The organism is Chroococcus sp. FPU101, from assembly GCF_017312365.1.
Taxonomy (GTDB): domain Bacteria; phylum Cyanobacteriota; class Cyanobacteriia; order Cyanobacteriales; family Microcystaceae; genus Chroococcus.
Window position 1 is genome coordinate 65,767 of record NZ_BLJI01000006.1, and the last position, 24,524, is coordinate 90,290.

A 24,524-nucleotide genomic window follows, 5' to 3' on the forward strand; every position below is an offset into this window, starting at 1 on the left:
ATTAGGTTAGTAATCCGACTCTTAATCTTTTCGTTATAAATTATAAAAGTGACTTAATGATTTGGGCCAATAGACAATATTGTGTAGTGTTGCATTACCAATTTTTTCAGTTTGTTTAGTCCATAGCTGTAATTTATCTGTATTAAAACCAATTAGAACAGGTGTTACTGAAAAGTTGACGACTATAATCTGATTTTGAGGTAAATTTGATAGTAATAGTAATTGAAGTTGTTTTAAGTATTTTTTGATTAATTGCTCTTCGCCGTCTACGTTCCATTTTTGGTGCAGCCATTCAATTAATTCTGGATCTTCTAGCCAGTTTTTTAGAGCGTTAGTTTGAATAGTCTCAATTAAATCTTGAGCAATAATTTTGATTGTTTTAATGAAAAATTGAATTAGCTCATTAGTTATTTTTTGAGCTTTAATTGGTGAAAAATCGTATTCTTGAGTAATTTGGTAAATTCTGTTGTAAAGATCGGTTTGTGCTATACGAGTTGGAGTGCATTGGCTAAAAATAGATTGATTAAGCTTTTTAACGGCAATCTGATTAATTATTGCTCTAATTAAGTTAATTATAGGTTTTTGTGTACTTTGATGATTGATTATTAAGATAATCAAGCACGTTGGTTCCTGTTTTTGCAAGTAGTATGTCTCTACTACGACTTCTCGGAAAATTTCGAGAAGTTGATTGTTCTTTAAGCAGTTGATTATTTTTGATATTGACTGTCTTTTAATTCGGTATCTAAACATAATTACAGTAATTTTTTATAAAATATAGAATACGCTTATTTATGAAAAACTATTGAAAATTGTAAAAATAATAGAAAAGGTTCAGTACGACAATAATGAAGTTCTAGAAAATACATTTACTGAAGATATTAATAAGCATTACTTTCTAGATATTTAAAATTGGTTTATTCATTATTACTATTGTAATTTATTTAGCTAAAAAAGGCTGTAAAGTATTTTAAAAAGAGTCTATAGATTTAGTTTTATAAACTCTTTTTAAATGATTATCATTTGTTAAAAAGAAAGACGCTTATTGAAGCATATTAATTTGACGGCTTCCTTTCTGGTTTGTGGTGCTACAGGTGGATGCTGCTCTTGCTGAGGTTGCTGCCCAAGACCGAATCACCTGAATTTGTTCTGCTTTGGTTAAAGCAAGAGGTATTGTTTTAGTAATTGCACTTTTTAAATCTTCATAGCTAATCTCTTTTTCTTCATAGAAAGCGTTGATGGCTGCGTCTTCAACAACAGCTTTAATTTCAGCACCACTAAAGTCGGGAGTTTGTTCAACTAAAGAGTCTAGCAATGAAGATGATAAAGTGATATTGTAACGGCTTAAATGGATTTGAAATATTTCTTTTCTCTCTTTTTCTTGGGGCAAATCAACAAAGAATATTTCATCGAATCGTCCTTTACGAGTTAGTTCAGCAGGAAGCTGCTGAATCTGATTTGCAGTGGCCACAACAAACACGGGGGCTGTTTTGTCTTGCATCCATGAAAGAAGTAACCCAAAAATGCGTTGTGAGACACCGCTATCGGTTGAAGCTTCTAAACTAGCCCCCGCTAACGCTTTTTCTAATTCATCAATAAAAATTACACAAGGCGCGATTGCTTCTGCTGTTTTTAAAATTCGTTTTAAATTTGATTCGCTCTCTCCAACAAACGAACTGTAGACCGAACCCATATCTAGCTTCAGAATAGGGACATTTAATTGTTTGCCAATTGTTTTCGCGATCAAAGATTTTCCCGTTCCTGGAATTCCGACTAATAATACTCCTTTGGGGGTTGGCAAGTTCACATTTTCTAATGTTGCGTTAAATAATTTAGCTCGTTTTTGAAGCCATTCTTTTAAAGAGTTTAGTCCTCCTACATCAACTTCAGGGGCAGGGCAAAACTCAACATTTAGTTTTAAAAGTTCCTTAATTTTTAAGTGAAGGATGGTGAGAATTGAGCTTTCATCTAATTTTCCATTGTTGGTTATTGTTGCAATTCTTACTGCATCAGCAATTTTATTTAGTGATAACCCCTGTGCTGCTCTTGATAAAGTCTCTGTTTGTTCCTGACTAAGAGAAATGGCTATTTGTTTTGATTCTAAATCTTGGATCACTGATTTTAGATGATTTTGGATTTGATTAAGGTTGGGAAGTTTATTTTCTAACTTGTAAATTAGTCCATCAAATTCTTTACTTATTTTACTGTCTTGCCCTAAAAGAATAATTTTTTGTTTCGAGCGTTTTAGGCTAAAACAGAGATTTTTCAGTTTTCGGACAATGGCTAAATCGAATCGATTGGGGTCAGTTCCTAAGTAATAGTGTAGATCGAGGAGAATATATAACTCCTTGTTGGTTGAAGATTCAATATGATTCAGTAAATCTAGAATTGGATCAGTAGTTACTTTAAAATTTGTGCTTTGTGCAATAATTCCTGTTTCTTTATTTAAAGTAAGTTTTTTCAAACCATTACTTAATGTCCAGCAATAGGTAGGTAGTGATAGTTTTGGATGGCTGGAAACTTCTGCGATAATTTCTTCAATTACTGCTTCTTCTTCGACGCTTGGTGAGTCAAGATTGATGACAGAGATGCTGGCGCGAATTAAATTAACCAGTTCAGTAGCAAAAGTCATGAATTTTCTTCGTTAAAATCGTTTAATAATATTTCAAGAATTGAAAGGGCATGGAATAAGCAAAACCCTTTAGATAGTGATTTGTTATTTTGTCCTAATTAATTTTATTACTGGTAATTTTTGAGTTTTTGTTTTTGGTGAATTTGAGTTTGATGGTACTCTGTTTTGAAGGTTCTATCCTCTATTTTCCCTAGAACTTCTTCTAAGGCTTGGGTTAAATTAGTACAGCTTTTTCCATCGCCCTCTATCACTTCTAGTTCTTGTGTGCCGTCATCGTTGAAGGTAATTAATATTTGAGTCATCTTTAAAAGTTCCTTATAATTTAATGGGTTTTGCCGTTAGGGAGCGCGTCGCACTAAAACTACGATGTGCTGATTTATCGTCTGATTACCTGTTGTTGAGGTACGCTCAATCTAAGCTGTAATCGTCCGTCTTGATGTCGGGTTCGCTCTACGATCATTCCTCGGCTACGGGCAAAATTTTCTGTACAGACAACGCTGTATTCTTTTGTTAGTTCTTTTATAAATCCTTTTAAGGGATTTGCAGCATCCCATTCACTGATGATTGCGTTATAAATGCCATCTTCGTTGCAATGGAAACCTAGATCATTTGATGCTGGATTGATTTGCTCTCTACGCACGATTAAATGAGCCGCTTGTTGACGGCGATCGCCTCGGTAGCCATATAAGTGTTGTTCCGTCTCATGGACTTCAACCTGCCAGCCTTTGAGATTTTTAATTGCTGTGATTAAAGCATCTCGTTCTTTAAATTCAGTTTTTACTTTTGTAAAGTGTGACATTGATTTTACTCCTTCTATAAAATCATATATTTTTTGTTTTTCTTCAACCATTCTTTGAAGTTTTAAGTGTACTTTGTTAATTGATTCAAATCTATAGTTCTTATTTCTTGGTTTTGTACCGATTCGACTCCAGTAAGTTTTAAGAATTTCTGATTTATTCTCAATTAATCCTCACCAAAATGTATAATACTTTTGAGATAAATCGATACATTTTCCTCATAAGATCATCCATTCGGCTAAAGCTCGATGCCCCTTTCCTTCTGTTGTTAGTAAGGTAGTTTCTTCACTTAATGCCACTTTAAGGTTATTAATGGCTTGATCAATTAGTTGTTGGTTATTGTCTTTACTAACTTGAATTAATAAATCTAAGTCATTACTTAATCCTTTAAGACTTTGATCGAAGTTGATCAAATTTTGACAACGTAACAAGGCTTCTTGTAGCTTAGATACAGAGCGATCACTAAGTTTATTTTGAGATAAAGTTGTTAATTTAGGAAGCACATCAGCAAGTATTTCACAAAATTCATTAGTTGCTGTTTTGATGACAGTTGTTAATTGTTTTTGTAAATTCTGTTTGTATTCATTTTGTAATTCTTGAGCTATTTTGGCTTGTGTTCTTCTTAGCTCACTTTCGGCTAATTCAGCGTCAATTTTTGATTGTTCTGCAATCGATGGGATTCGGGTTAGCTGAGTGATTTCAATATAAAAGTCTTCTTTAATCTGTTCTGGTGTTGGAAAAGACTTTAAGAATTTTGCAATAATTATCTCTTGTTCTGATATTTCTAAATCATTGGTTGTGAGTAGCTGTTTAATTACCTTGACCGACTCATCTTTCTGACTTTCATATAAACTTAATATTTTAGTTAAGTAAACATTTCTTTTTCTTTTTAGCTTTTGAAAATTACGAGTTATTTCCTCTAAATTATTTTCAATTGTAAACCAATTAGGTTCGATATATCTCATTAATTTATCATTTTTTAGCCTTTTCTTAGCAAAATAGTTTAATTTATTAAGATAGCTGTTGAGGGTATCTAGAAAAGGAATTTTTGGTTCTTTAATATTTCTTTTTTTTAAGTATTCTATGGTTTCTTTTTTAATGCCTAATGTTTTCCACTCTAAAGTGTAGGAGCGTCGGCCTCCATGAATTGAGAAATTGAAAAGCCATAGGGATTGATCGCGATATTCGTCTAATTTTCTATATCTAACCTGTATTTGGTCGATCTCTAAACTTTCTATAATGCTCTGTTCTGTTTGGGTTGTAATAGTCATTTTAGACCTCATGGTTGCATTCAACTAGAAGATGGCGATAGCCATTAAGATTGTTGTTATCGTTTAACAAGCCAGAGTGGAAGATTTAGAGCAGCACGTCAAAGATGCAATTGCCAATGGTCGCTATGAAATGACCGAGCGAGGTATTTTGGTTTTATTGCCAGATTTTCAGGAAAATGTTAAATATGCTGCTCAAAAACGTTATTTTCAGACTCCCAAAGGTTGTGTGGCTCGCAATAAGGCCGCCCGTCAATATCGAGAACGTAACAAGATGTTAATTCAGAAAAAGGATAAAACTGAAGTGCGTCGTAAGCAGAAAAGAGATTCTTATCAGAAACGAAAGAAATTGACGGTAGATGAATTAGAGATCTGCTGATTCTGGGTTTTCCTGTAGTTTTGCAATGATATCAAGGGCTTTTGAATGATCATAAGGAAGAAAAACCCTCAATTTCCAGTTAATAATTTCATTTTCTGCACCCCATCTTGAGAGTATTCTTACTGTCGCTTGATCGTAAATCTCTAAAATCTCGATCCGATGGCGGTGAGCAACTTTGTGGAATTGTAATTTATATTTTCCAACTTCAATAGGAGTTGAAGATTGTAGAATTAATTCGTATAAGCTAGAGTTTGATACTTTGATCTGGCCGAGATTGAAGTTGTTGTATACTGCTTGAATTAGTTCACTTTTAATAATTCTACCTAACAGCACTTCTTTTGTATCCGTAGTTAGTCGGTAAACTTTCAGGTTTTCTGTAATTTTAAGTTTATCCCAGATGGGTAGGAGTAATCCTGTAATTAGATAGAAAGTTTGTGTTTTAATTTTAGGAGCAATCTGTATTTCTTCTTCCCAGTGTTGCTTGAGCTTCTCAACCGAGATGGTTTCCCAAGGGGCTTTAATTTCTCCTAGAGTTTCTTGAGCGTAGCATGGAGTTGGATATATGAGTCGGTAGCGAGTAGAGTATGCGCCAGAAGAAGTAATGGTGGAAGTTGTCGGAATGGCGATCGCTACTTTATTTTCTAAAGTGTGATACAAGGGAATTCCTTGATTCTCATATCTTTGTACTTCCGTCCATCGTTTAATTGGATACGGATCGCTACGTTCAATTTCGACACATTCAGTTTTTGCACCCGATGAATGAGAGTAGATGCAGTGCCGAGATAATATTTTGAAGTTAAGAGCTTTCAGGGTTTCAAGCCCAACTTGATAAGTTCCGTTTGAGAAGGCAATTTTAATTCGTTCGTCGATTAGGGTTTCAAAGAGGCTAAATACTTGGTTCTGGTGATCAATGGGTAAAGCTAGGACTCGATTGAGAAATTGATGAAGTGGTGGTAGGTCTTCTTTTAACTTTCCCTGATAACTCAGGGTTAGTCCTGTGCTTTTTTCAAACTCTGCTAGGCTAAAGAAAGGAAATTCTGAATCATAGATTTTTTGGTAAAGTTCTTTTAGTGCTGCTTTTGCATATAGGCTATCTAAGTTATCCTCCTCTCGGTAGAGTTGGTTTGAGCCTGTTTCTCGTTGTCCTTTCGTTAATGCCCCTAAAGTCGCTAGTCGTCGGCAGATGGTTGAGAGAAATCTTTTTTCTCCTTTGACATTAGTGGTGACAAGGCAAAACAGAGGGGGAACAACTTGGTTACTGCGGTGCGATCGCCCTAATCCTTGTAAGGCATTGTCCGCCGTCCAGCCGCTTTCTAAAACGTAGTGTTTGCGACGGCGTTGGTTTTGTACATCGGGGCTGCTGTGATAGGATCTTCCTGTGCCACCTGCGTAGGAAAAAACTAAAATCTGTTTTTTTCCTTCCATAAAATCCTGTGCTTCTTTTACATTAGCAGAACCAGGGCGAGTCTGTATCTTACGAACTCTCCTCTCCTCAATAACACGGATTTTTCTGCCCGTAATTTCTGCAACCTGTTCGTGACCAAAATGCCAGATTAGTTGATCGAGGGCTGTTGGAATAGGAGGCATCAAAGCTAGATCCCGAATTAACTTTTGTTGAAGGGCTAAAGCTTCATTGGAATGGATAATTTGGTTATCTATACTTAAACGCGAACATAGTTCTCCGTTTTCGTTAGTGTAAATCTCATAAAGTTGGGTTGGAAAACTATTTTCTAAATAATCTAGAATTAATTCTCTTGGTGTTAGATCGATATCTAAATGTGACCATTGTTCGGTAGGGATTTGAGTTAGCCTACGTTCTAACAGAGCTTCATTGGTGCTGACGATTTGAATAATGATTGTCAATTCCTGTTCTAAGTCTTTTGAAATTGATTTTAGTAGACTGGGCATTTTCAGGGCTGTTAATAGATAATTAAAAAATCTTTGCTGGTTACTGTAGAATGTGCTTTTTGCGGTGGCATTAGCCTGTTTGTTTAAGTTTTTTCCTCCAAGTTTAATATTTGTTGCTTCTAATGAGAGTTCTAAATTTTGTAAGATTTGTGAAAAGCACTGAGCGTAGGTGTTGTAGATTTCGATTTGCTCTTGTGTTAGTTCATGTTCTAAGCATTCATACTCAACTCCATCGAAGCTTAAATTTCTAGCACAATAGAGGCCAAGTCTTTTTAGATCTCTTGATACAACTTCCATACCTGCGATTCCTGCTGCTTCAATTTGAGCAACAAAATCCTGATGGCTATTAAAAGGAAAGGGTGAGTGATTCCAGAGTCCGAGACGTTCGGCATATCCTAAATTGGTTGGGGTGGTCGCATTGGTTGCAGAAGCATAGAGAATTCTCGAAGAAGGAAGTTGTCTTTGCAAACGCAATCCTGCTAATCCAGAGAGGGAAGCTTTTTTGCCTCCTCTTTCGCCGACTCCTGGTAGCGCGTTAGCCAAGCAGTGACTTTCATCAAAAGCGATAATTCCTGCAAAATCTTCTTTTAGCCATTCTAATAATTGCTCGATTCTTGATGGTTTTCCTTCTTTAGCTGGAGTGATTAAAGTGTTGTAGGTAGTAAAGATGATTCCTTCAGTCCAGATGATCAGATCACCTAATTTGAATTTCGAGAGTGAAATAATTTGTTCGGAATTGCCTCCAAGAAGTGTCCACTCTTTTTGAAGATCGTAGATTAATTTGTCTGATTTTGTGATCCACAAGGCGCGTTTGCGTCCCTTGATCCAGTTATCGATTATGATTGCACAGATTTGACGAGTTTTTCCTGCTCCAGTTCCGTCGCCTATCATATATCCTTGGCGGTATCGGGTTCCTGAATTTGCCCGTTCTAGGTTTTCTGTTTCACGGTTGTAAATGTAGTAATCTTTTAAATACTGATTATGGGCTTGCCCTGCATAGATCACCGTCTCTAGTTGGCTTGCTGAAAGTAAATTTTCTTCTAAAATCCGTGATGGAAGTTGAGGCTGGTACTCTGGAACTGGGGGAGCAATAGCAGCCATCGCTGCTGATTCGGTTAGTGGTGATGGATGGGGATAGAATGAGCCGAATTGAATAACTTGGCACTGATAAGATTCATAGAGTTTTCCAGTGATTTGATTCGGCTGCCTTTCTTGGGTTGTATATTTTATTGTTACTGGTTGTTGCCATTCTTGTTTTTTTGCTCCGAAGTGGGGTAATGTTTTAGGAATTAGTGCAATTAAAGGTAAATTGAGCCAGATCGGTTCGAGCTTGTCTTCAATTTTTTTTCGTTCGGGTAGATCTTTAATTAATTGAGTTAGGTTTTCAAGATTGTTGGTGGTTGGGTGATGTTGTCCTTCTAGATTCAGTTGCTTATCAAAAATATGGATGCGTGTGTCAATGCTTGTTCCGTGAGTTTGATAGAGTTTTCCCGAAACTCCGATACTCAGGATACAACTTGCAATTTCTTTATAGGGAGTATAGTCTAGGATGCCAGGGGAGAGGATGACCAACCTTCCGCCTTTTTGGAGTCTTAGTAAAGCAGAGCGTAGGTGTTTGTGAAATATTCTTGAGCCTTTTCGCTGCGTTTTATAGATACTGCTAAAGGGCGGGTTCATTAAAATAGCAGTGGGCTTAAGATCAATGGGTAGATAATCATTGATTTGTTCAGCATTCAGGCTAAAGAGTTTGGCTGATTTAAAATTGCGCTTGAGACACTCAACTCGTCTGGGGGCAACTTCATTTAAGATTAATTCAGTCCCGATTCGTTGTCCCCATAAAGCAAGAAAACCTGTACCAGCACTTGGTTCTAACAGACAATCCGATGGTTGCAATTGGGCTGCTTGGGCCATTAAGTATGCAATAAGAACAGGTGTTGAAAATTGCTGTAATTGAACCTGTTCAACTGATCGGTAAGTTTGGTTGGGGAGGATAGATTGAAGTTGAATTAGTGTCTCTAATGTGATTGTTTCTTGTCTTAGTAAATACGTGATAATATTAGTTTCTAATTCATCGTAAGCATCCTTCCAATGCCATTGTTCTCCCCAAAGGGTTTTTGCATGGGTGCAAAGATGCTGTGGGGTGATTGGTTGTAATTTTTGAAGTTGAGTTAGCATTAGTTAATCGGGGTAATCATACCTCAAAAAATGAATATTAATTGTAGGAGAGTGTTTTTTCTCTTTAGAGTAGGGAAAGTAATCGCTATTCAATAACGATTACTCAGGTTAATTAAAAGAAGGGAATACTAGAATTAGTTTGATAGAAGTTTTTTAGAGTAGAAAGAGCTAGAGTTGCGTCAAGAACTGGCTGAAGTTCACTATTTTTCCATTGCAGTGTTACACAATTATTAAATAATTGGTCAGGAATATTGTAATAGTTTAAGATTAAATAATTGTGTTTAACCTTCCAATAGCTAATAAGTGATTCCGTTTCTTTAATTAAATTTAAAACTGGATCTTCAGCTTTAACTTCTAAGAATAGATTGTAGAATCGATATTTCCATTTTGTTCTAATTTGTGAAATGTACTGTTTATTCATTAACTTTAAAGCTTCCTCAATTTTGAGATGTTTAGTAAAGAGATAGCTTTTGGGTTCCGCTTCAAATTTTAAGGTCATTTGAATTTTTTTGGAACTACTTTCTTTGAATATTGTTTCAATTTGTTGATAGTGTCCGTTTCCATTATTTTGTAGCGTAATCATATTTTTTATTCGACGATAGATCGTTTAATATAAGCCGTTAGGCTTATTAAATGTGTCGTAAAAGCATTGTGTAGTTGCGTAGATTTCTCTCTGCTATCTTGGGTGGGTGGGTAGGCTTTAAAAAAGAAGGTACCTGGTGTACCTTCATTGGTTTTTATTAAATTAAAATTTTGCACAATACCGCAGTGCAACTATTCATGTAGCCGTAGTTAACTGTTGAAAGGGGTGCGCTGATAATGTTTTGTTCAACCAGTGGCTCTAGGATTCCCGTATTTTCTTGCCCAATTTTAATGTAGGCATGATTCTCAGGGGGGATGTAACCATAATCTGCTAGGTTGACGGTTATCGTGCATAAAGGACTACCTGTTTCGGTAAATGCTTGCAGATGAGTTGTTCGGTTGGGGTACAACTCTTTTTTGATAGTTGCCTTAAAGCCAAACAGTTTTAGCATGGTTTGATACCTATTATTTTGTCATTTTTATAAAGTCGTTAGACTTCATCTGTAAAAAAAAATTCCACAAATTGTGGAATTTAAAAAATTTTTTAGAAGTTAAAACCCTTGCGCTGTAATGTTTCTATAGTTTTAACCTTTTTATCTAAGTTTAAGTTTTCAGGGATCTCCCGTTTGCACTGAAGTTCTGAGCGAATAATCGTTGGCTTTGCCAATTGAATTGTTGTATTCTCAGTGAGGATACAATCCGTATCTCCGCTATAGCTAATGTGTTCTGGGCATTCGTAACCGAAAAAGGTTTCGGTTTTGCTATGAGTTAGGTAGATAGTTACCACTTCAATTTGTGAAGTTTTAACTGCATTAGGGCAAAATGAGTCAGCCGCAACGGGAGGAGTGGCTACCGCGTTTATAGTGCAATTAAGGATTCCAATTAAACAGGTTAGTTTTTTCATTTTTTTATTTATCATTTATGAGAAAAATTGAAGTTGTTTTTCGCGTCTTTTGGCTTGTCGCAACTTACGACGTTCAATTTTTTTGATGCGGTTTTTGGATTCTTTTTGGCTTTTCTTTTTGTTCATAATAAATCTCCAAAAATTTCATATTTAAAAAGGCGATCGCCTTTGGGTGGGTTGGTGGGAAAAAGTTATTTAATCAGTTATCCCCCTTTTGCGTGAAGACAGAATGATTGCTCACTTTTAGAGTGAGAATAAACTTTTTCTTAAAGTATTCTTATGGGTGTTGTACATTTAGTGGGTGGACAAAAAGGAGGGTCAGGTAAAACGTTTTTTGCTCGAATCTTGTGTCATTATTTTCATGCTCATAAACTGGCTGTGCAAATTCTCGATGCAGATCCGCAGCAAGATCTTCATCGAGTCTATGGTGGGATTGGGGGAATTCAATTCTGGGGGGGGGATGCTGATGCTGCTGCTTACTCTAAGTCTTCTAATGAAATGGATATTCTCTATGATTTAGCAGTTGAGCATCCGTTGGTTTTAGTGAATTTGCCTGGAAATGCACAGGAAGGTTTGGCGTGGTGGTTAACCGCTAATCGATTACTAGAATCAGAATTACAGGATATTGAATTTCGTTACTGGTATTTGTGCAATTCACTTCAAGGTTTAGAGGCTTTCAATCAGTCTTTAGCTTTTTTTGCAGGTAAGTTGGCGCATTGTTTAGTTTTAAATCAGTTTGGTGCGCCCGACTGGGATTATGCTCAATTTAGTCAAATTAAGTATATTTCATTGCCTGTTTTACATCGTACTGAAGCACAATTATTTAACGATCCTTCTCATCCTTTGACTTATGGTGATGCGCTTAAGGTTGGAATGTTACCTCGCTTGGCTCAAAAACGTCTATTTGATTTTTTGTCCATTGTCTTTGCTGATTTAGAAGTGACAGGCTGGTTGGATAAGCCTAATCTTCCTGTTCCTGTATCTACTAGCAGAGTTAAAAAACGTAATAGTAATAGCCAGACGGCTGAGGTAGATCTTGTTGAGGAGGTAGGAAATGGATGCAGAAACCAGACCTGATGTGTTAAGTGCAGTAGATGAAGAAGAAATTCAAAAATTAATCTCATTGATTGCTCAATCTGATGATGATGCTTTGATTGCTCCTGAAATCGCTGATTATAACGATCTATGTTTACATGATGTTCTGAAAAATAAAACGCCTCAAGAGCGGCAAGAGTTAATTGATTACTTATTACGGTCAAATGTCACCCGAAACGATCCGCTTTTTGGAGTGCTGGTCTGTTTTGGGGATCTTCAATTAGCTCCAAAGAAGCTTAATCGTCTGTTTCGAGTTTGGGCACAGCGTTGGCAAGATGGCATTATTGTTGCTAAAGGTGTTTTTGAAGCGCATATCAATCGTCTAGAAACTTTAACTCAAGAGCATGACAAATTATTGAAGTCTCAAAGTAAAACTTCAATGGATTTACAGGCTAGTGATATTGCGGCTACTGTTAATACCTTAGTTAAACAAGCCTCGCTGACAAAAGTATCTCATGATATCTATGCTTTAATTGCTTCTGGAGCTATTTTGCTAGGGGCTGTTGGAATTGGGGTTGTTTTGGGTCTATCTGTTCCTTTATTTCGTTCTCCTATTCCTCTTGATCCTTCTAAACCACGTGTACTGACTTTAGAAGAAAAAATGGCAATGCAGTGGGGCTTAAGTGATACGGGTCGTTGGGTGCGTTCCAATCCTGAGCCGGTGCGTTGGTTGAGAAGTCCTGAAGGTCGGTTTGCTCAATCTTTCACTACGTGGAATCAGACTTTGCTTTCTTTTAGAAAAGGTCAACGTTTGTGCATTGAAGATCAAAAGAAATTAGGAATTACTCTTTCAGTTGAAGGTCGTTTAGTTCGTTCTGGAACCTGTACTTTGTGGGTTGTTCCTCCAGAAAAACGTCAGTTTGTTGATTCTAGGTGATTCATTATGATTAATAAGAAATTGATTGCTTCTTTATCTTTAGTTCCCTGGGCAGCGATGCTTGCTTTTCTCCCTTTTCCTGAATTATCGTCAGAGCGGGTTGAGGCTTTTCCATCGCAGCAAGTTCCCGTAGAATATGAAAATCAGACAATCGGATCTGTTGAAATGCCTGATTGGAATTATTTTAGTTTTTCTGATTTTGAGCCAGTTTTGACTTCAGGTTCAATTAATTCTTCTGAGTATGATGTTAATGAAGTTGGCTATGATCTCTCAAGACAGTGGAATAGTGGCGATCGCATAGAATCAATCCTGACTTTGGGTGATTTAGAAGAAATTATGGATGCCCAACAGTTTTCTCTAGATAATATCTCTGAGATTACAGGAGATGATCTGTCTTTTGTTTCACTCGATCAGTTTCCTTTACTGGGGCAATCTACTTTAAGTGAATTAGTTAATACAATTCCTCAGTGGCAAAATCTTAATCTACGTGTTAAAAATGTTCCTGCTTTAGCTAAATTGCTTAATGGTCAGACTATTCCTGGAATGAAGGCTGGCCCTAATCAACGTGTGGCTAAGGTACTTAAGTGGTCTAAGTTTGCTAATCTATCTTTTTCACAAATGCCTCCTGCAATGCAACAGACGCTTAATATTACTCAAGTGACGGGTGCATCTAGTGTTCCTTTGGAAAATTATAAAGGGTGGGAGACTCAAAAGCTTGACCAGATTCCTGGCTTAAAAAAAGTTCCGTTTTCTAAGATGCCTTCAGCTTTAGTTCCTGAGATTGCTGGTATTGCTCGGATTGATGCGCTTTGGGGAACCGAGGAAGCAAAGCGATATCGTACCATTACTGGAAGTTATCAACAGGGTTTTCAAGTTCCTTGTAATGAAAACTGTGCCTATCTTGAATTAGATGATATTGAGGGGACTGGCCGCACCATTCGGAGCGAGTTTGAAGGAAAACAGTGGATCAGTGGTAAGTATCAGAAAGTTAATGGAGGAAGTGGTTGTTTAAAGATGGTCAATGGAGGAAAGGAACCTACAGGACGACATCCTTTTGGGAAAGCATTTAAAGTTTCTCTTGAGGATACTTCTCAAAGTGATGATACGGCCCAAACTGCTTTATATTTCAGGATTAAGGTTAAGTGTGGTGCAACCCCCTATTTTTTAGGCCCTTTTCCTTTTCTAAAGGTGGAACGGGATGGCTGGATTATTTATTAGTGAACCAAGGAGGAAACAATTTCCTCCTTTATTATTTAGTTTTCCTCTGTGATTTTAATTTTTCGGGAACCGATCTTTTCTAAAAGTCCTGAGATGCTTACACCTTGATCGGCAGCAATCTCTCTTAAAGCTTCCCAGGCTGTTGGTGTAACAGTTACACTATGGAGTGCTTTGGGTTCAGCAGAGTGTCGCATCTGTAGATTCTTTAATGAATTGATATGAGTTCCACGTTTTGTCATCTGTTTAAAGTTAAATGTTCTATTCTATAATACTTGTTTTTTCGTTCTTTTTTCCATAATATATATATATATATTATGGAATGAACCTGATGTGAGTAAGCTTACGGCTATTCAGAAAGAGCGGAAAAAGCAAATCGAACAGGAGCTTTCTGTGGATCTACTGGTCGTGCCTGAAGTTGAAATTGCAAATTTTGAGAGGATCGGTAAAAATCTGGCGACTATTAGAGACGAAAAGCTATATCTGCCTGATCCACAATTTTCGTCTTATTACCAGCGCGTTTTCAAATTATCAAGTTCGCGGGTTTATCAGTTTATCGATGCTTATTACGTGATGACCAAGCTTAGAGAGAGTAAAGTAACTCAGTTACCAAAAAATGAAGCACAGTGTCGTGAATTAGCCAAAAGAAAGGATAATCTGGTGCAAATCTGGAATAAAGCTCTAGAAATTACTGATCGTCCTTCTAATAAAGTGATTCGAGAAGTTTCTTTTTCTCTTCTTAAAGAGCGTTTGGAGCAGAAATTAATCAGTCGTAATCAGGTTCCCTGTCCTTTTTCAGTGGGTTCGATTGTTTCGATCAAGCGTTCTGAGCATTCACAGTTTACACGTTGTTGGGGTTATGTCTGCTCGATTAATAATTTTACGGTTACGGTGCAAACTTGGTGTGGACAGTATCTTTCTAAAATTGAGGATTTAGAGTCTGTTATTGTTCTTGATCAGAAATCATTCAAGAAACACTGCGATCGTCTCTATCAGCTTTTTTTAAAGCTTGAGGAGCAAGAGGTGAGTGTTAAAGCTTTTTTAAATGAACTTGGTAAATCTTCTCGCGTTAATTTAAGTCTAGTTGAAATTGCGATGTTGGATGCAATTGAGCAAAGTTTAACCGCTAAAGCCTCTCAACGACAAACACTAACAGCAGTAATTTAAGGAATTTGAGTTTTAAGAAGACTGCATTTGATCAGATATAATTGCTGAATTTGCTCTTTTTCCTTGTCATCTTGGGCTTCTTTTATTCCTTGTTCGTACTGAAGTACAATTTCATCGATTAATTGTTTTCTAATTTTAGAAGAATGTTCTGTTAGGTCTAAAGTAAATACCTCTTCAATTGACTTATCTAGTTCTTTGATTTCTCCTGGTTCTTTAGGATTCGCATTTCTTGGGGTATTAACTAGATAAAGTTCATTCATTGCTCTAGTCATAGCAACATAAAGTAGATTAATTTCTTGCTCATCTTCCCAAGTTTTTTTATTTTTATTAAAGTAAGGTAAAGCTTCTGGATTTAGAATAAAAACTCTTCTAGCTTCATCTCCTTTAGCCCGATGAATAGTTGATAATAGAAGTGAAGGTCTGTTTTCATCATCAAATAAGTTTAGTAGCTGTTGACAGAACGTATCAAAATTAGGACTTTTAAATTCAGAGTAACAGTATAATAAGCACTTCTGCTCATCTTCATACTGAGCAGCAAGTAAACTATCTTCATTTTTGTTGGCAGTTTCAATTAGTTTCTGGTAATGAGAATTTAAGTTATCTAGCCATTGAGTCGGCCAATCTAATTTATCCATGAGATATTGTTTGGCAATTTCAATAAGGTATTTTCCAATATTTCGTCCTCTGATTTTAGCCGATAAGTTTTTTTGAAGGGCTGCTAGACACCAACGAATTAACGGAGCATTGAATCGACTGAGGATTAAATCCCCATCTTGAATCTGATCGAGTACGCCTTGATGTGCAATATATTTAACGCATCCTTGTTCTTTTAGGGGGTCGCCTTGCAGATAGGGGACAAGGTTTCGGGCTAGTTTGATAATTGAATGGTTGCAGCGATGGCAAATGCTGAGTGGTAAATTTTCTGTGTTAAATTCTTCCCTTATCTTAGTCCAGGAATTGCTATCACTTCCTTGAAAACCCATAATTGCTTGAAAGCGATCACCAAACAATAAGAGTCTAGCTCCTTGATTGGCTAAAGATTTAATTAAGGCGATTTGCGAAGCATTTAAGTCTTGGGCTTCATCAACTAAACAATAGTCGTATTTAGGTGGAATCAATTGCCATTTATGGCATAACCAATGTAGGTCGTCAAAACTAAGTTGTCCTGTTTCTGATGCTATTTTTTCACTTACTTTTAAGTAATAAGTTACGCATCGAATAGCCCATTGAGTGATTCGTTGTTCTATTAAGGTTTGCTGTATAAAATCGTATTTTTGAGTCGGAAATTGATAATTCAAATTATAATGTGAACAAAGTTTTTGGCATTCTTCTGTATTTTCAGGATCGGTCAGAGTTTTTTGACAGAAAGAAGCAATCTTTTTAATGAGGTTCCGAAAGAGTTTTAGTTCTAATTTGCCTAGAGGGGTGTCTTCAAAGGAGTATTTTTCGGGATGGCTTTGGTATTTACTGATGGTCTGTTTGAGAATTGAATTCGGTTTATTTTCATCTAATTTAGCCTGTCCTCTCATCATGGCCATCAACAAAGAGAATGCTAGGCTGTGAGAGGTTGAGACGCTGACTCTTGAAATAGGAATTCTCCCTTTGGTTTTTAGTCGTTCTACAATATGAACATTAAAAGCAATAATTTTGATTCGACTTTTACTGGGTAAAGTTGCCACTGTCCCTTCAATTAATGTGGTTTTTCCTGATCCTGCGACGGCTTCGATGCTGCCATGTCGATTGCTCGATCCTACCCATTCTAGGATATACCTTTGATATTCATTCCAGGGAAAGGTTTTTACTTCTTTACGCCAATGTTGAGGGGTCATCTTTTCTAATGGTTCTTGTGTGAGGTTTGAGTAATTCATTTAATTGATTTATGATTATTCTAAATTCTTGAGATAAGGTTGATGACAATTTTTATTAACCAATGGGAGAATACCAGGTAATAAATACATGATTTGGTATTCTGAAGAAGCTGATTGGCGATCAGCCATAATTCAATGTACCGTTTTGTCTTTATGTATGCGGTTGGCTCAAAGTAGTTAATTATGGCTATCCAATTCAGTTTTGATTGTTTATCCGAACTTGTCGGCTAACGATGAAATGATTACCCAGAATTCGGTGCAATCCAGAAAAGCGAAACTTATGTTGTAAGATTAATCCTTCACCTGTATTGAGTGTCCAATCGAAAGTTTGGCTTCGCTTGCATTCAATTCGTGTTGGGGAAAGAGCGATGATTGCAATTCTTTCGCCGTAGTTAGTGCGACTATCAAAGTGCCAATCCCAGGGAAGCGGGTATAGCAATGATTCATGGTCTGTACTAGAATGGTCTGTACTAGATAAGTCTTTGCAATAATGGAGAACGATCTGATTAATTTTCATCCATTCGTTAAGTCGCTCTCCTACACATTCTAGCCAGATTGGAATTGGATTTGCTTTTAATTTAAGTGGACTAGGACTATTTAAGGGATGATTTTCGTACCAGCCGTAGTGCTTGATCTGATGCCCTTCAATATGTGGAGTCAAAGCTAAAAGGCTAGACTGAATAATTCTTTCAATTTGCAATGGTTCTAGAGCATCAGGAATATAGATTCCATTAGCGTTATCGAGGCTTAATCCTTCAATGGGTTCGGTTGTGTTAGAGATTGGTAAATTTAACATTTTTTAAGGGTGGGTGGTAGGGGAATAAAATACCCCTACAGGGGTAAGCAGTAGGGGTATTGAGATTAAGCAGCAATTAGACTTGCTGCTAAATCTTCGGCTGTTATTTGTGAGGTTTGGGTCTGAGGTACTGGTACTATTTCGATTAGAGATTCTTCTAAGCTAAAACTTGCACTAGGATCGTTTCTCTTCGATGCTTGAAAGGTTGATTGAAGATTTCTGATTTTTAGATCTTCATAATTCAATTGCATCATGTGATGTACTGGATCTTCTGAATTGATCGTGGCAACAAGCTCACTGGTTAATTCAGCCAGAAATTGTGCATTTACTTTGGGTTGTTCGATTGAACCGAAAGTTCCCTCAAAGACTTGATTCCAAGTTTTCCAGTGATCACTGGTGTCTCGGCGTGCTGCTTTAAGTCCAGCCGCTACCAGTCTTCCTAGATCGTTTCTGGCTTGATAGTAGACTGCTTCAAATTCTTGTCGTTCTTTTGATGTTATGGCAATTCCGTATTTCTTGTTCAGGAATTCTTTGAAAGCAACGGCAGTTTGTTTAGCATCCATGATTTGTTACTTATAACAATAAATTTTCAATTTCAAACGCTCGATAGAGCGAAACCCCTTTAAAGGGGTTATCGTTATGTTTTAGGTTATCCCCTAATTGGGGGAAGTTTTTCTTTTTTTTTCTTTTTATTCTTAAATCAATTTATATTCAATTTAATCTATGGAGAGACTTTTACAACAGTGGAGATCTTTAACTAAACAGGGGATCAAAATTATTGGATTATCTTGTTTAAATGTGGATCGATCTTTTGTGTTTCGTTCTTTCTGGCAACAAGCTCAACTTTTTCAAACTTCCTGTTACTATTACAATAAAGGTTATAAGCATATTCAGCAGTTGTATTGTGAAGAATCTTTTTATCGCTTTGTTCCAACGGGACAAGCTTTCGACCCTGCCTCTAGAGAGCAATTTTCAAGTGGCTTATATTTAATTGATGATTTTGCTAATTTTAAAGATTTAGATCCAGTTGAGCAAGGCTATCGAGAGGCGGTTTTACAAAATTTACTTGATCTAATATCTTTGCAAGATCATGTTTTTATCATTCTTTTATCGAGTTATTTTTCTTTTAGTCAACGCATCAGTGCTGAAATTCCGATTCTAGAGTTGAGTTTGCCCGATGTTAGCCAAGTTAAGTCTTTGGTAATGTCTTATCTGGCTCCGAGACGAATGGGTTTAGCTGATGAAATTAATCAGCAGCGTCTAGTTAATATTTGCTGTGGATTGCCAAGGGGAGAAATTCAGCTTGCTTTGAATACAAATGGAGCGTTAGCTCAAGATTTTCCTGATTTAATTCATTTAATGCTCTCCTATAAATTGCGTTCATTACGCCAGCTAGGGTTAGAATTTATTAGCGATCCTGATGTGATGGAAGCGGGTGGTTTGGATCTGTTGCAGGAATTTTTAACAAATCGAGTCGCTAAACTTAATGAACCTGGGGCAGTTCGCTATGGCTTACGACCCCCTAAAGGAATGATTTTATTAGGCCCGCCTGGAACAGGTAAATCTTTGAGTGCAAAGTTGGCGGCTAAGGCTCTTGGATATCCCTTATTGGGTTTAAGTTGGGGAAATGTTTTAGGATCTGATAATCCTGACTATACTCTAGCGCGGATCTTAGAAGTCGCCGATACTCTTGATCGTTGTGTATTACTAGCTGATGATTTTGATAAAGGTTTTACGGGTTGGGAATCAGGTGGAGCGTCGCGCCGACTTTCTCAGAGATTGCTAACTTGGATGCAAGAGCGTACTTCGCACGTTTTTATGATTGCAACGGTTAATCGTATCCAGCTTCTTCCTTCTGAAATCAAGCGTCGTTTTGATGATGGGGGGATCTGGTTTGTTGATCTTCCCCATCTAGGAGCTTTATATCATGTCTTTCAACTGCATCTTCGTAAATATTTTTCAACTCAGTTTCAACATGGAGATCCCTGGAATGAGGATGTCTGGTATAAAATTTTGCAAGGTTATAAGGGTTGTACTCCTGTAGAGATCGCCAATGCTGTAATGCGATGTGCGGCTCAGTTTTATTGTGAGCTTGGAAAAGAGGAGCGTTCGTCAGCTTCTATCGAGCCTGTGATTACACCAGAGCAATTACTGGATCAGCTTACTCAATTTCAAAAAGCATCGATTCGTGATGAAGCTGATTTACAAGCGATTCGCAATACGGCTTATTATGCTCGTCCTGCTTCTAGTTCGGATCATAGTATCTTTGCTGCTCCTAACTCCGAGCTTTTCGATTATGCTTGTGTGAAATAGAATACATCAAACCTTTATTTTGATGTGCCTCAATTTTTCCAATGCTTCTTTTGTCACTATTTCTGCTCTAGCTGAAGTGATCTTTCGGACTACTTCATCAGTGTGATGTTCTCCTTTTTCAATGTTTAGTTTCACTCGTTTAATTCCTTTTAGTGGATTCACTGCAATGTAATCTTCATATAAAGCCTAGTTAAATAAAGCGATTATTGCTGTACTATAATTGTTTTGAGTTATGTAACTTAGATCGTTGATTTTTTTTAAATGTTGAACAATTGCAGTTTTTTGAATGTTTATCACAGCAATTGAACCAAATTCTTCTCGTAATGGTTTAAGAAGTGAACTATAAACTTCTTTACTTCGTTTAACAAGCTCTGTGCGACCAATAAATTCATCGGCTAATTCATCTAGAATGATCATCGCTATTATTTTTTTAAGTAGATAGAAAAATAATAGCATTTTCCACAAATTGTAGAATTTTTGAATTTTGCTTAAAGTTCAGAAAGCTTATACTATAGAGACTTTAAGCTTTTAATGTTGATTCCTATTTGAGAAAATTAAGATAGTTTAGATAATTTTTAAGTACAAATGTTGTATTTTATAGAGCGTCTTTAAGAATTTTTAATTATTGTCGTTTTATTAATTAGATTTAAAGTTTAGTTATGCTTAATTATTATTTTTATTATATAATATATTTAAAATCAATTTTGTTTGTTAGAGTAATTATTAAACTTGTAAAAATTTTTAAACTTTATTTTTTTTATGAAAACAAAAGCACAATCAAAGGAAATGTGTTGTCGAGTTAATGCAATTAATAAAAGATTAAAAACATTAGCTGAAGTTGAAAATGCTTTAAAAGTTTTAGTTCAGCGTAAGAAAAGTATTACTATAGCTAATTTATCTAACTTATCAGGAATTAGTAAAACTTGGTTTTATGATGAAGAGGAGTTAAGAGAAATTTTTAGAGGACGTATATCTGAAGAATCAATCCAAAAGCTGTTTAACTATCTTAAACAACAAAAAATAATGTCTACTTGGAAAATATAAAATTTTTTCAGAAACGACACTATTGAAGAACTTTTACATAATAAGTCTTCTACGTTTCTATATTTTTAAGAAACGAAAAAGAGAGATTTTTATTTTTCTTTTCCTTTGATAGTATTAAGTTAAAAATAGTCATTAAAGATTAAAAAGGAGAAGCTCGAATGGAACCAATTGATATTAGATTAATCGGAACTGAACAAGCTAATTTTATGCAGCTAAATGGCGATGTTGGCTATTATGCTTTAGGCGGTAATGATACAGTTTATGGAAGCCAATTTAATAATTTTATCAATGGTGGAACTGGTAATGATTCCTTGAATGGTGGCGGTGGAAGTGATGTTTTAGTCGGCGATGTAGGAAATGATACTTTAATCGGTGGAACGGGCAATGACTATTTAACAGGCGGTACTGATAAAGACTATTTAATTGGTGGTAGTGGCAGTGATACCCTTAATGGTGGTTGGGGAAATGATACTTTAATTGGTGGTGGTGGAGCCGATGTCTTTTACTTTTTTCTATCTCAAAATGCTGGCGTTGATCAGATCAGAGATTTTTCGTTCTCTGAAGGAGATCGAATTAAATTTTTTGCTCGTGGACTAGCCGATTCTCTTAATCAATTCAACTATAGTGCATCTACAGGAAATTTATCTTTTGAGGGGCAGGTCTTTGCTAATTTAAGTACGGGTCTAAATCCTATCGATGTACTAGAAGCAATTCAACCAACTTACTAATTTAATTAGACTCTAGCCGTTAATATAGTCAAGTTGCCTGCTCAAAAAAAGCGGTTAAAAGTTAAGGAAAAAAAGCTTTAACTTTTAACTATTTATTGAATAATCCTTTCTGTATTTCCACAGATTTGTTTAATGTAGTTGTTGATTTCTTAGGTTCAGATGAATAATTTCAGTTTATCTAATTTTAATTCAGTACAAGATAGCTTTAATGATAGTTTGATTGGAACTTCAGGTGACGATCTACTATACGGTAATAACGGTAACGATACTTTAGACGGTCGTAAAGGCTATGATGCTTTGTTTGGGGGTAGTGGTAACGATAGTTTAATAGGAGGAGAAGATAACGATCAACTTACTGGAGAAAACGGCAATGATACTCTAATTGGAGGAACGGGATACGATCTTCTATTCGGTGGACTAGGTAATGATCGAATGGTTGCTGGTACTGGTGATGATCGAATGGATGGAGATGAAGGAAAAGATTTATTAATTGGTGGAGATGGAAGTGATTATTTAGTCGGTGGTGTGGGAAATGACACACTGCTTGGAGGTACGGGAAATGATTTTCTTAGCGGTGGTAGTGGACTAAATTTTCTTATTGGTGGTTCTGGTAGCGATACCATTCAGTTGTCTATTAGTGGAGTACAAAGGATTGTTGATTTAGAGAACGAAGATATTTTAGGTATTTCTAGATATTTTGGTTACGATGGTCAACAAATTCCTTTTCTTGAACAATGGTTTACGGGGAATGGCTTAGATCCCGCACGATTAGCGAAAGGCGTATTTAATAATAGCGATCAAAGATTGTTAGTTAAAGATGGAGCTTTGTTTGTTGATTTTGATGGCATAGAGAGTGGTTCAACTTCATTAAAAATCGCTACTGGAGCAGGATTAGAACAATTATCATCTACACAATTTATGTATTTTAATTAGTAATTTATCTTAAAAAACGACAGAAACTTTTGGCTTTTTGCAAAGAATTAAAGAATTTTGTCTGTTGAACTAATTCTATTAAAAAAATTAAGTATGTAGTCATAATTAAATCTATAAACAAAAAAAGTTAGTAGTTAGGTTTCAGTCTATATGTAATGAGAAGACAGCACAACTACAAACTATTTCTCTATTGTGGTTCTAGTTTTGACTAGGTACTTAGCTAATAAACTATAGGTTTTCTTTTTAACACCATTGAATTTTAATTGAGGAAAAAAATGTCTAATTACGATTTATTTGATGCTCAATACTATGCACGTTACAATCCTGATTTAGCTAAAGCTGGATTAATTACTGAAGCTCAGTTACGTCAACATTTTGAAACGCATGGAATTGATGAAGGGCGTTCTTTTAATCCCTTTGTTTCCCTCTACTCATATAAACAAGTAAACCCAGATTTAGTTTTCTTTAGCAATCATCAACTTTATAACCATATTCAAGAATTTGGCATTGCAGAACAACGACGCTTTAGCTTATTTGAGACTACCCAATTAAGCGATCACTCAACGAGCAACGATGATCTGCGATTTGGAACCAAAGGCAATGATGTTTTATCAGGTGGTTTTGGTTTTGATAAAATCTTTGGCGGCATGGGTAATGATACTCTGTATGGCGATCAAGGTACGGATTGGTTAGAAGGTGGTTCTGGCAATGACCAGCTTCACTCTGATGATGGTGCAGGGATGCTCTATGGAGGGACTGGGAATGATTCTCTCTATGGCGGAATCGTTAATGATACCTTATACGGCGAAATCGGCAATGATGAATTACTTGGTAACAAAGGCTCAGATTGGCTGGTTGGAGGTGAAAGTGGTGACTGGTTGTATGGTGGTGATGGTAGCGATACGCTAATTGGTGGTCATTCTTCTGTGCAATCAGGTAAAGGCACTGATAGCACTGATTACCTTATTGGGAATGCAGGAGCAGATTGCTTTCGTTTTATGAACTTAGGCGTTCCTGATTTTATTAGTGACTTTTCTATTGCTGATGGCGACAAAATCGAAATTAGTAAGACTGGTATTGGTGTCACATCTTCCTCAAAATTTCGTTATGACGTTAATACAGGAACGTTCTTGTTTTTTGTAAACGGTTTTGGTAGCAATGGAATTATTTATGCAGGTCAAGCGATCGCTGTTCTCGATCAGAGTTTGAATTTTGATGTTAATCGGGATATGGTTTTAATTTAATAGATTTTTATTTAATTATGCGAATTAACAATCCCGAACTAAAATTTCTCCTACCTTTTACTCTCGCTATTGGTGCTTTTAGTCTTTTTTTCTGGTCATCATCGAGATATTCGCTTTATCATGATAAACTTCGTGAAATGTCTTTGATTAAGGGGGCTAAGTGTAGTTTAATACTTGACAGCTACTTAACCAGTCAAGGCGAAAAAGAGCTTCAGTTTTTTCAGTCTAAGGCTTTGGCGTGTTTAGATAAAATTACCTTTCCTGAGAGTGAAATTGCTTATCGCCAGCTACAAGCAGGTGAGCGAACACTTCTAATAAAGGAATTACAACAAGACTTAGTATTCTGGGTTGAGCAGCCATTGTATCGAGCGATTTTAAAAGGTTATATTCCAGCTATGTTAGGAGCTTGTTTATTTATTCTTTTAGCAAATCCTATTAATTTTGATGAATTTAATCAGCTTAATTAGTGTACTTTAACGAGATAACTGCTCAATTTAAAGACTTATTGCTTTTAAGGCTGTGAAGAGTGAAAATCTTCTTAGAGTAAGCATTCCAACGATTTAAAGTTCAGCTATAACTAGCAAAAAGAAGGATAAAATTTA

The 24,524-nt window shown here is 36.2% G+C and carries 25 protein-coding genes; 11 read left to right on the plus strand and 14 right to left on the minus strand.

Annotation, left to right across the window (positions count from 1 at the left end; translation table 11 throughout):
• Positions 1–33 precede the first annotated feature (33 nt).
• The 5 genes from CFPU101_RS08280 to CFPU101_RS08300 all read right to left on the minus strand — a co-directional run bounded on the left by CFPU101_RS08280 (position 34) and on the right by CFPU101_RS08300 (position 4,697).
• Positions 34–618 carry a hypothetical protein gene (locus CFPU101_RS08280; protein ID WP_206814885.1) on the minus strand — a complete coding sequence of 195 codons (585 nt, stop codon included), beginning with the start codon at positions 616–618 and terminating at the stop codon, positions 34–36.
• 421 nt (positions 619–1,039) lie between these two features.
• A complete protein-coding gene (locus tag CFPU101_RS08285; protein WP_206814886.1) occupies positions 1,040–2,629 on the minus strand; it encodes an AAA family ATPase in 1,590 nt (529 codons plus the stop codon).
• A gap of 107 nt (positions 2,630–2,736) precedes the next feature.
• Entirely contained in the window at positions 2,737–2,931 is a 195-nt protein-coding gene (locus tag CFPU101_RS08290) for a DUF2997 domain-containing protein (protein WP_206814887.1), read from the minus strand.
• Between the two features lie 74 nt (positions 2,932–3,005).
• Positions 3,006–3,428: a DUF1257 domain-containing protein gene (locus CFPU101_RS08295; protein WP_206814888.1), complete on the minus strand. Its 423-nt coding sequence runs from the start codon at positions 3,426–3,428 to the stop codon at positions 3,006–3,008.
• Between the two features lie 216 nt (positions 3,429–3,644).
• Complete coding sequence (locus tag CFPU101_RS08300; protein ID WP_206814889.1) at positions 3,645–4,697, minus strand: hypothetical protein; 1,053 nt, start codon at positions 4,695–4,697, stop codon at positions 3,645–3,647.
• 76 nt (positions 4,698–4,773) lie between these two features.
• Here CFPU101_RS08300 and CFPU101_RS08305 point away from each other — a divergent pair, with 76 nt between their 5' ends.
• Positions 4,774–5,073, plus strand: a complete 300-nt coding sequence (locus CFPU101_RS08305; RefSeq protein WP_206814890.1) for a hypothetical protein — start codon at positions 4,774–4,776, stop codon at positions 5,071–5,073.
• On the opposite strand, the gene CFPU101_RS08310 is transcribed toward CFPU101_RS08305, so the two are convergent.
• The 4 genes from CFPU101_RS08310 to CFPU101_RS08325 all read right to left on the minus strand — a co-directional run bounded on the left by CFPU101_RS08310 (position 5,059) and on the right by CFPU101_RS08325 (position 10,642).
• Entirely contained in the window at positions 5,059–9,156 is a 4,098-nt protein-coding gene (locus tag CFPU101_RS08310) for a strawberry notch family protein (RefSeq protein WP_206814891.1), read from the minus strand. The genes CFPU101_RS08305 and CFPU101_RS08310 overlap by 15 nt on opposite strands.
• A gap of 112 nt (positions 9,157–9,268) precedes the next feature.
• Positions 9,269–9,739: a hypothetical protein gene (locus tag CFPU101_RS08315; RefSeq protein WP_206814892.1), complete on the minus strand. Its 471-nt coding sequence runs from the start codon at positions 9,737–9,739 to the stop codon at positions 9,269–9,271.
• Between the two features lie 157 nt (positions 9,740–9,896).
• Positions 9,897–10,190, minus strand: a complete 294-nt coding sequence (locus tag CFPU101_RS08320; protein WP_206814893.1) for a hypothetical protein — start codon at positions 10,188–10,190, stop codon at positions 9,897–9,899.
• A 92-nt stretch (positions 10,191–10,282) separates the two neighbouring features.
• Entirely contained in the window at positions 10,283–10,642 is a 360-nt protein-coding gene (locus tag CFPU101_RS08325; RefSeq protein ID WP_206814894.1) for a hypothetical protein, read from the minus strand.
• Between the two features lie 279 nt (positions 10,643–10,921).
• Here CFPU101_RS08325 and CFPU101_RS08330 point away from each other — a divergent pair, with 279 nt between their 5' ends.
• Genes CFPU101_RS08330 through CFPU101_RS08340 form a run of 3 tightly spaced genes read left to right on the plus strand, consistent with a single transcriptional unit; the run spans position 10,922 to position 13,832 of the window.
• The gene (locus CFPU101_RS08330) at positions 10,922–11,719 is read left to right on the plus strand and encodes a hypothetical protein (RefSeq protein WP_206814895.1); all 798 of its coding nucleotides are present in this window, start codon (positions 10,922–10,924) and stop codon (positions 11,717–11,719) included.
• Complete coding sequence (locus CFPU101_RS08335) at positions 11,697–12,614, plus strand: DUF6753 family protein (RefSeq protein ID WP_206814896.1); 918 nt, start codon at positions 11,697–11,699, stop codon at positions 12,612–12,614. Before CFPU101_RS08330 ends, CFPU101_RS08335 begins: the two co-directional genes overlap by 23 nt.
• 6 nt (positions 12,615–12,620) lie before the next feature.
• Complete coding sequence (locus CFPU101_RS08340; protein ID WP_206814897.1) at positions 12,621–13,832, plus strand: hypothetical protein; 1,212 nt, start codon at positions 12,621–12,623, stop codon at positions 13,830–13,832.
• 35 nt (positions 13,833–13,867) lie between these two features.
• Here CFPU101_RS08340 and CFPU101_RS08345 read toward each other — a convergent pair whose 3' ends face one another.
• Positions 13,868–14,071, minus strand: a complete 204-nt coding sequence (locus tag CFPU101_RS08345; RefSeq protein WP_146136580.1) for a ribbon-helix-helix domain-containing protein — start codon at positions 14,069–14,071, stop codon at positions 13,868–13,870.
• 91 nt (positions 14,072–14,162) lie between these two features.
• On the opposite strand from CFPU101_RS08345, the gene CFPU101_RS08350 reads away from it, so the two are divergent.
• Complete coding sequence (locus CFPU101_RS08350) at positions 14,163–14,996, plus strand: hypothetical protein (RefSeq protein WP_206814898.1); 834 nt, start codon at positions 14,163–14,165, stop codon at positions 14,994–14,996.
• On the opposite strand, the gene CFPU101_RS08355 is transcribed toward CFPU101_RS08350, so the two are convergent.
• The 3 genes from CFPU101_RS08355 to CFPU101_RS08365 form a co-directional block, all read right to left on the minus strand.
• Positions 14,993–16,864: a UvrD-helicase domain-containing protein gene (locus CFPU101_RS08355; protein ID WP_206814899.1), complete on the minus strand. Its 1,872-nt coding sequence runs from the start codon at positions 16,862–16,864 to the stop codon at positions 14,993–14,995. The two genes, CFPU101_RS08350 and CFPU101_RS08355, sit on opposite strands and share 4 nt — an antisense overlap.
• Positions 16,865–17,060: 196 nt before the next feature.
• Positions 17,061–17,660 carry a hypothetical protein gene (locus CFPU101_RS08360; RefSeq protein WP_206814900.1) on the minus strand — a complete coding sequence of 200 codons (600 nt, stop codon included), beginning with the start codon at positions 17,658–17,660 and terminating at the stop codon, positions 17,061–17,063.
• Positions 17,661–17,725: 65 nt separating this feature from the next.
• On the minus strand, positions 17,726–18,223 hold the full coding sequence (locus tag CFPU101_RS08365) for a hypothetical protein (RefSeq protein ID WP_206814901.1): 498 nt from the start codon (positions 18,221–18,223) through the stop codon (positions 17,726–17,728).
• A 235-nt stretch (positions 18,224–18,458) separates the two neighbouring features.
• Here CFPU101_RS08365 and CFPU101_RS08370 point away from each other — a divergent pair, with 235 nt between their 5' ends.
• Positions 18,459–19,973 carry an ATP-binding protein gene (locus CFPU101_RS08370; protein ID WP_206814902.1) on the plus strand — a complete coding sequence of 505 codons (1,515 nt, stop codon included), beginning with the start codon at positions 18,459–18,461 and terminating at the stop codon, positions 19,971–19,973.
• Positions 19,974–20,159: 186 nt separating this feature from the next.
• Here CFPU101_RS08370 and CFPU101_RS08375 read toward each other — a convergent pair whose 3' ends face one another.
• Positions 20,160–20,390: a hypothetical protein gene (locus tag CFPU101_RS08375; protein ID WP_206814903.1), complete on the minus strand. Its 231-nt coding sequence runs from the start codon at positions 20,388–20,390 to the stop codon at positions 20,160–20,162.
• Between the two features lie 342 nt (positions 20,391–20,732).
• Between CFPU101_RS08375 and CFPU101_RS08380 the strand changes: the two genes are divergently transcribed.
• The 5 genes from CFPU101_RS08380 to CFPU101_RS08400 all read left to right on the plus strand — a co-directional run bounded on the left by CFPU101_RS08380 (position 20,733) and on the right by CFPU101_RS08400 (position 24,389).
• A complete protein-coding gene (locus tag CFPU101_RS08380; RefSeq protein ID WP_206814904.1) occupies positions 20,733–21,017 on the plus strand; it encodes a hypothetical protein in 285 nt (94 codons plus the stop codon).
• Positions 21,018–21,175: 158 nt separating this feature from the next.
• Positions 21,176–21,745, plus strand: a complete 570-nt coding sequence (locus CFPU101_RS08385; RefSeq protein ID WP_206814905.1) for a calcium-binding protein — start codon at positions 21,176–21,178, stop codon at positions 21,743–21,745.
• Positions 21,746–21,904: 159 nt separating this feature from the next.
• Positions 21,905–22,678 carry a calcium-binding protein gene (locus CFPU101_RS08390; RefSeq protein ID WP_206814906.1) on the plus strand — a complete coding sequence of 258 codons (774 nt, stop codon included), beginning with the start codon at positions 21,905–21,907 and terminating at the stop codon, positions 22,676–22,678.
• A 275-nt stretch (positions 22,679–22,953) separates the two neighbouring features.
• Positions 22,954–23,922, plus strand: a complete 969-nt coding sequence (locus tag CFPU101_RS08395; RefSeq protein WP_206814907.1) for a calcium-binding protein — start codon at positions 22,954–22,956, stop codon at positions 23,920–23,922.
• A 17-nt stretch (positions 23,923–23,939) separates the two neighbouring features.
• Positions 23,940–24,389: a hypothetical protein gene (locus CFPU101_RS08400; protein WP_206814908.1), complete on the plus strand. Its 450-nt coding sequence runs from the start codon at positions 23,940–23,942 to the stop codon at positions 24,387–24,389.
• The last annotated feature ends 135 nt before the right edge of the window (positions 24,390–24,524 follow it).

Coding starts and splice junctions, on each gene's coding strand:
- CFPU101_RS08285 (WP_206814886.1), bottom strand. CDS start 2,629: ATGACTTTTGCTACTGAACTGGTTAATTTAATTCGCGCCAGCATCTCT.
- CFPU101_RS08290 (WP_206814887.1), bottom strand. CDS start 2,931: ATGACTCAAATATTAATTACCTTCAACGATGACGGCACACAAGAACTA.
- CFPU101_RS08295 (WP_206814888.1), bottom strand. CDS start 3,428: ATGTCACACTTTACAAAAGTAAAAACTGAATTTAAAGAACGAGATGCT.
- CFPU101_RS08300 (WP_206814889.1), bottom strand. CDS start 4,697: ATGACTATTACAACCCAAACAGAACAGAGCATTATAGAAAGTTTAGAG.
- CFPU101_RS08310 (WP_206814891.1), bottom strand. CDS start 9,156: ATGCTAACTCAACTTCAAAAATTACAACCAATCACCCCACAGCATCTT.
- CFPU101_RS08315 (WP_206814892.1), bottom strand. CDS start 9,739: ATGATTACGCTACAAAATAATGGAAACGGACACTATCAACAAATTGAA.
- CFPU101_RS08320 (WP_206814893.1), bottom strand. CDS start 10,190: ATGCTAAAACTGTTTGGCTTTAAGGCAACTATCAAAAAAGAGTTGTAC.
- CFPU101_RS08325 (WP_206814894.1), bottom strand. CDS start 10,642: ATGAAAAAACTAACCTGTTTAATTGGAATCCTTAATTGCACTATAAAC.
- CFPU101_RS08330 (WP_206814895.1), top strand. CDS start 10,922: ATGGGTGTTGTACATTTAGTGGGTGGACAAAAAGGAGGGTCAGGTAAA.
- CFPU101_RS08335 (WP_206814896.1), top strand. CDS start 11,697: ATGGATGCAGAAACCAGACCTGATGTGTTAAGTGCAGTAGATGAAGAA.
- CFPU101_RS08340 (WP_206814897.1), top strand. CDS start 12,621: ATGATTAATAAGAAATTGATTGCTTCTTTATCTTTAGTTCCCTGGGCA.
- CFPU101_RS08345 (WP_146136580.1), bottom strand. CDS start 14,071: ATGACAAAACGTGGAACTCATATCAATTCATTAAAGAATCTACAGATG.
- CFPU101_RS08355 (WP_206814899.1), bottom strand. CDS start 16,864: ATGAATTACTCAAACCTCACACAAGAACCATTAGAAAAGATGACCCCT.
- CFPU101_RS08360 (WP_206814900.1), bottom strand. CDS start 17,660: ATGTTAAATTTACCAATCTCTAACACAACCGAACCCATTGAAGGATTA.
- CFPU101_RS08365 (WP_206814901.1), bottom strand. CDS start 18,223: ATGGATGCTAAACAAACTGCCGTTGCTTTCAAAGAATTCCTGAACAAG.
- CFPU101_RS08375 (WP_206814903.1), bottom strand. CDS start 20,390: ATGATCATTCTAGATGAATTAGCCGATGAATTTATTGGTCGCACAGAG.
- CFPU101_RS08380 (WP_206814904.1), top strand. CDS start 20,733: ATGAAAACAAAAGCACAATCAAAGGAAATGTGTTGTCGAGTTAATGCA.
- CFPU101_RS08385 (WP_206814905.1), top strand. CDS start 21,176: ATGGAACCAATTGATATTAGATTAATCGGAACTGAACAAGCTAATTTT.
- CFPU101_RS08390 (WP_206814906.1), top strand. CDS start 21,905: ATGAATAATTTCAGTTTATCTAATTTTAATTCAGTACAAGATAGCTTT.
- CFPU101_RS08395 (WP_206814907.1), top strand. CDS start 22,954: ATGTCTAATTACGATTTATTTGATGCTCAATACTATGCACGTTACAAT.
- CFPU101_RS08400 (WP_206814908.1), top strand. CDS start 23,940: ATGCGAATTAACAATCCCGAACTAAAATTTCTCCTACCTTTTACTCTC.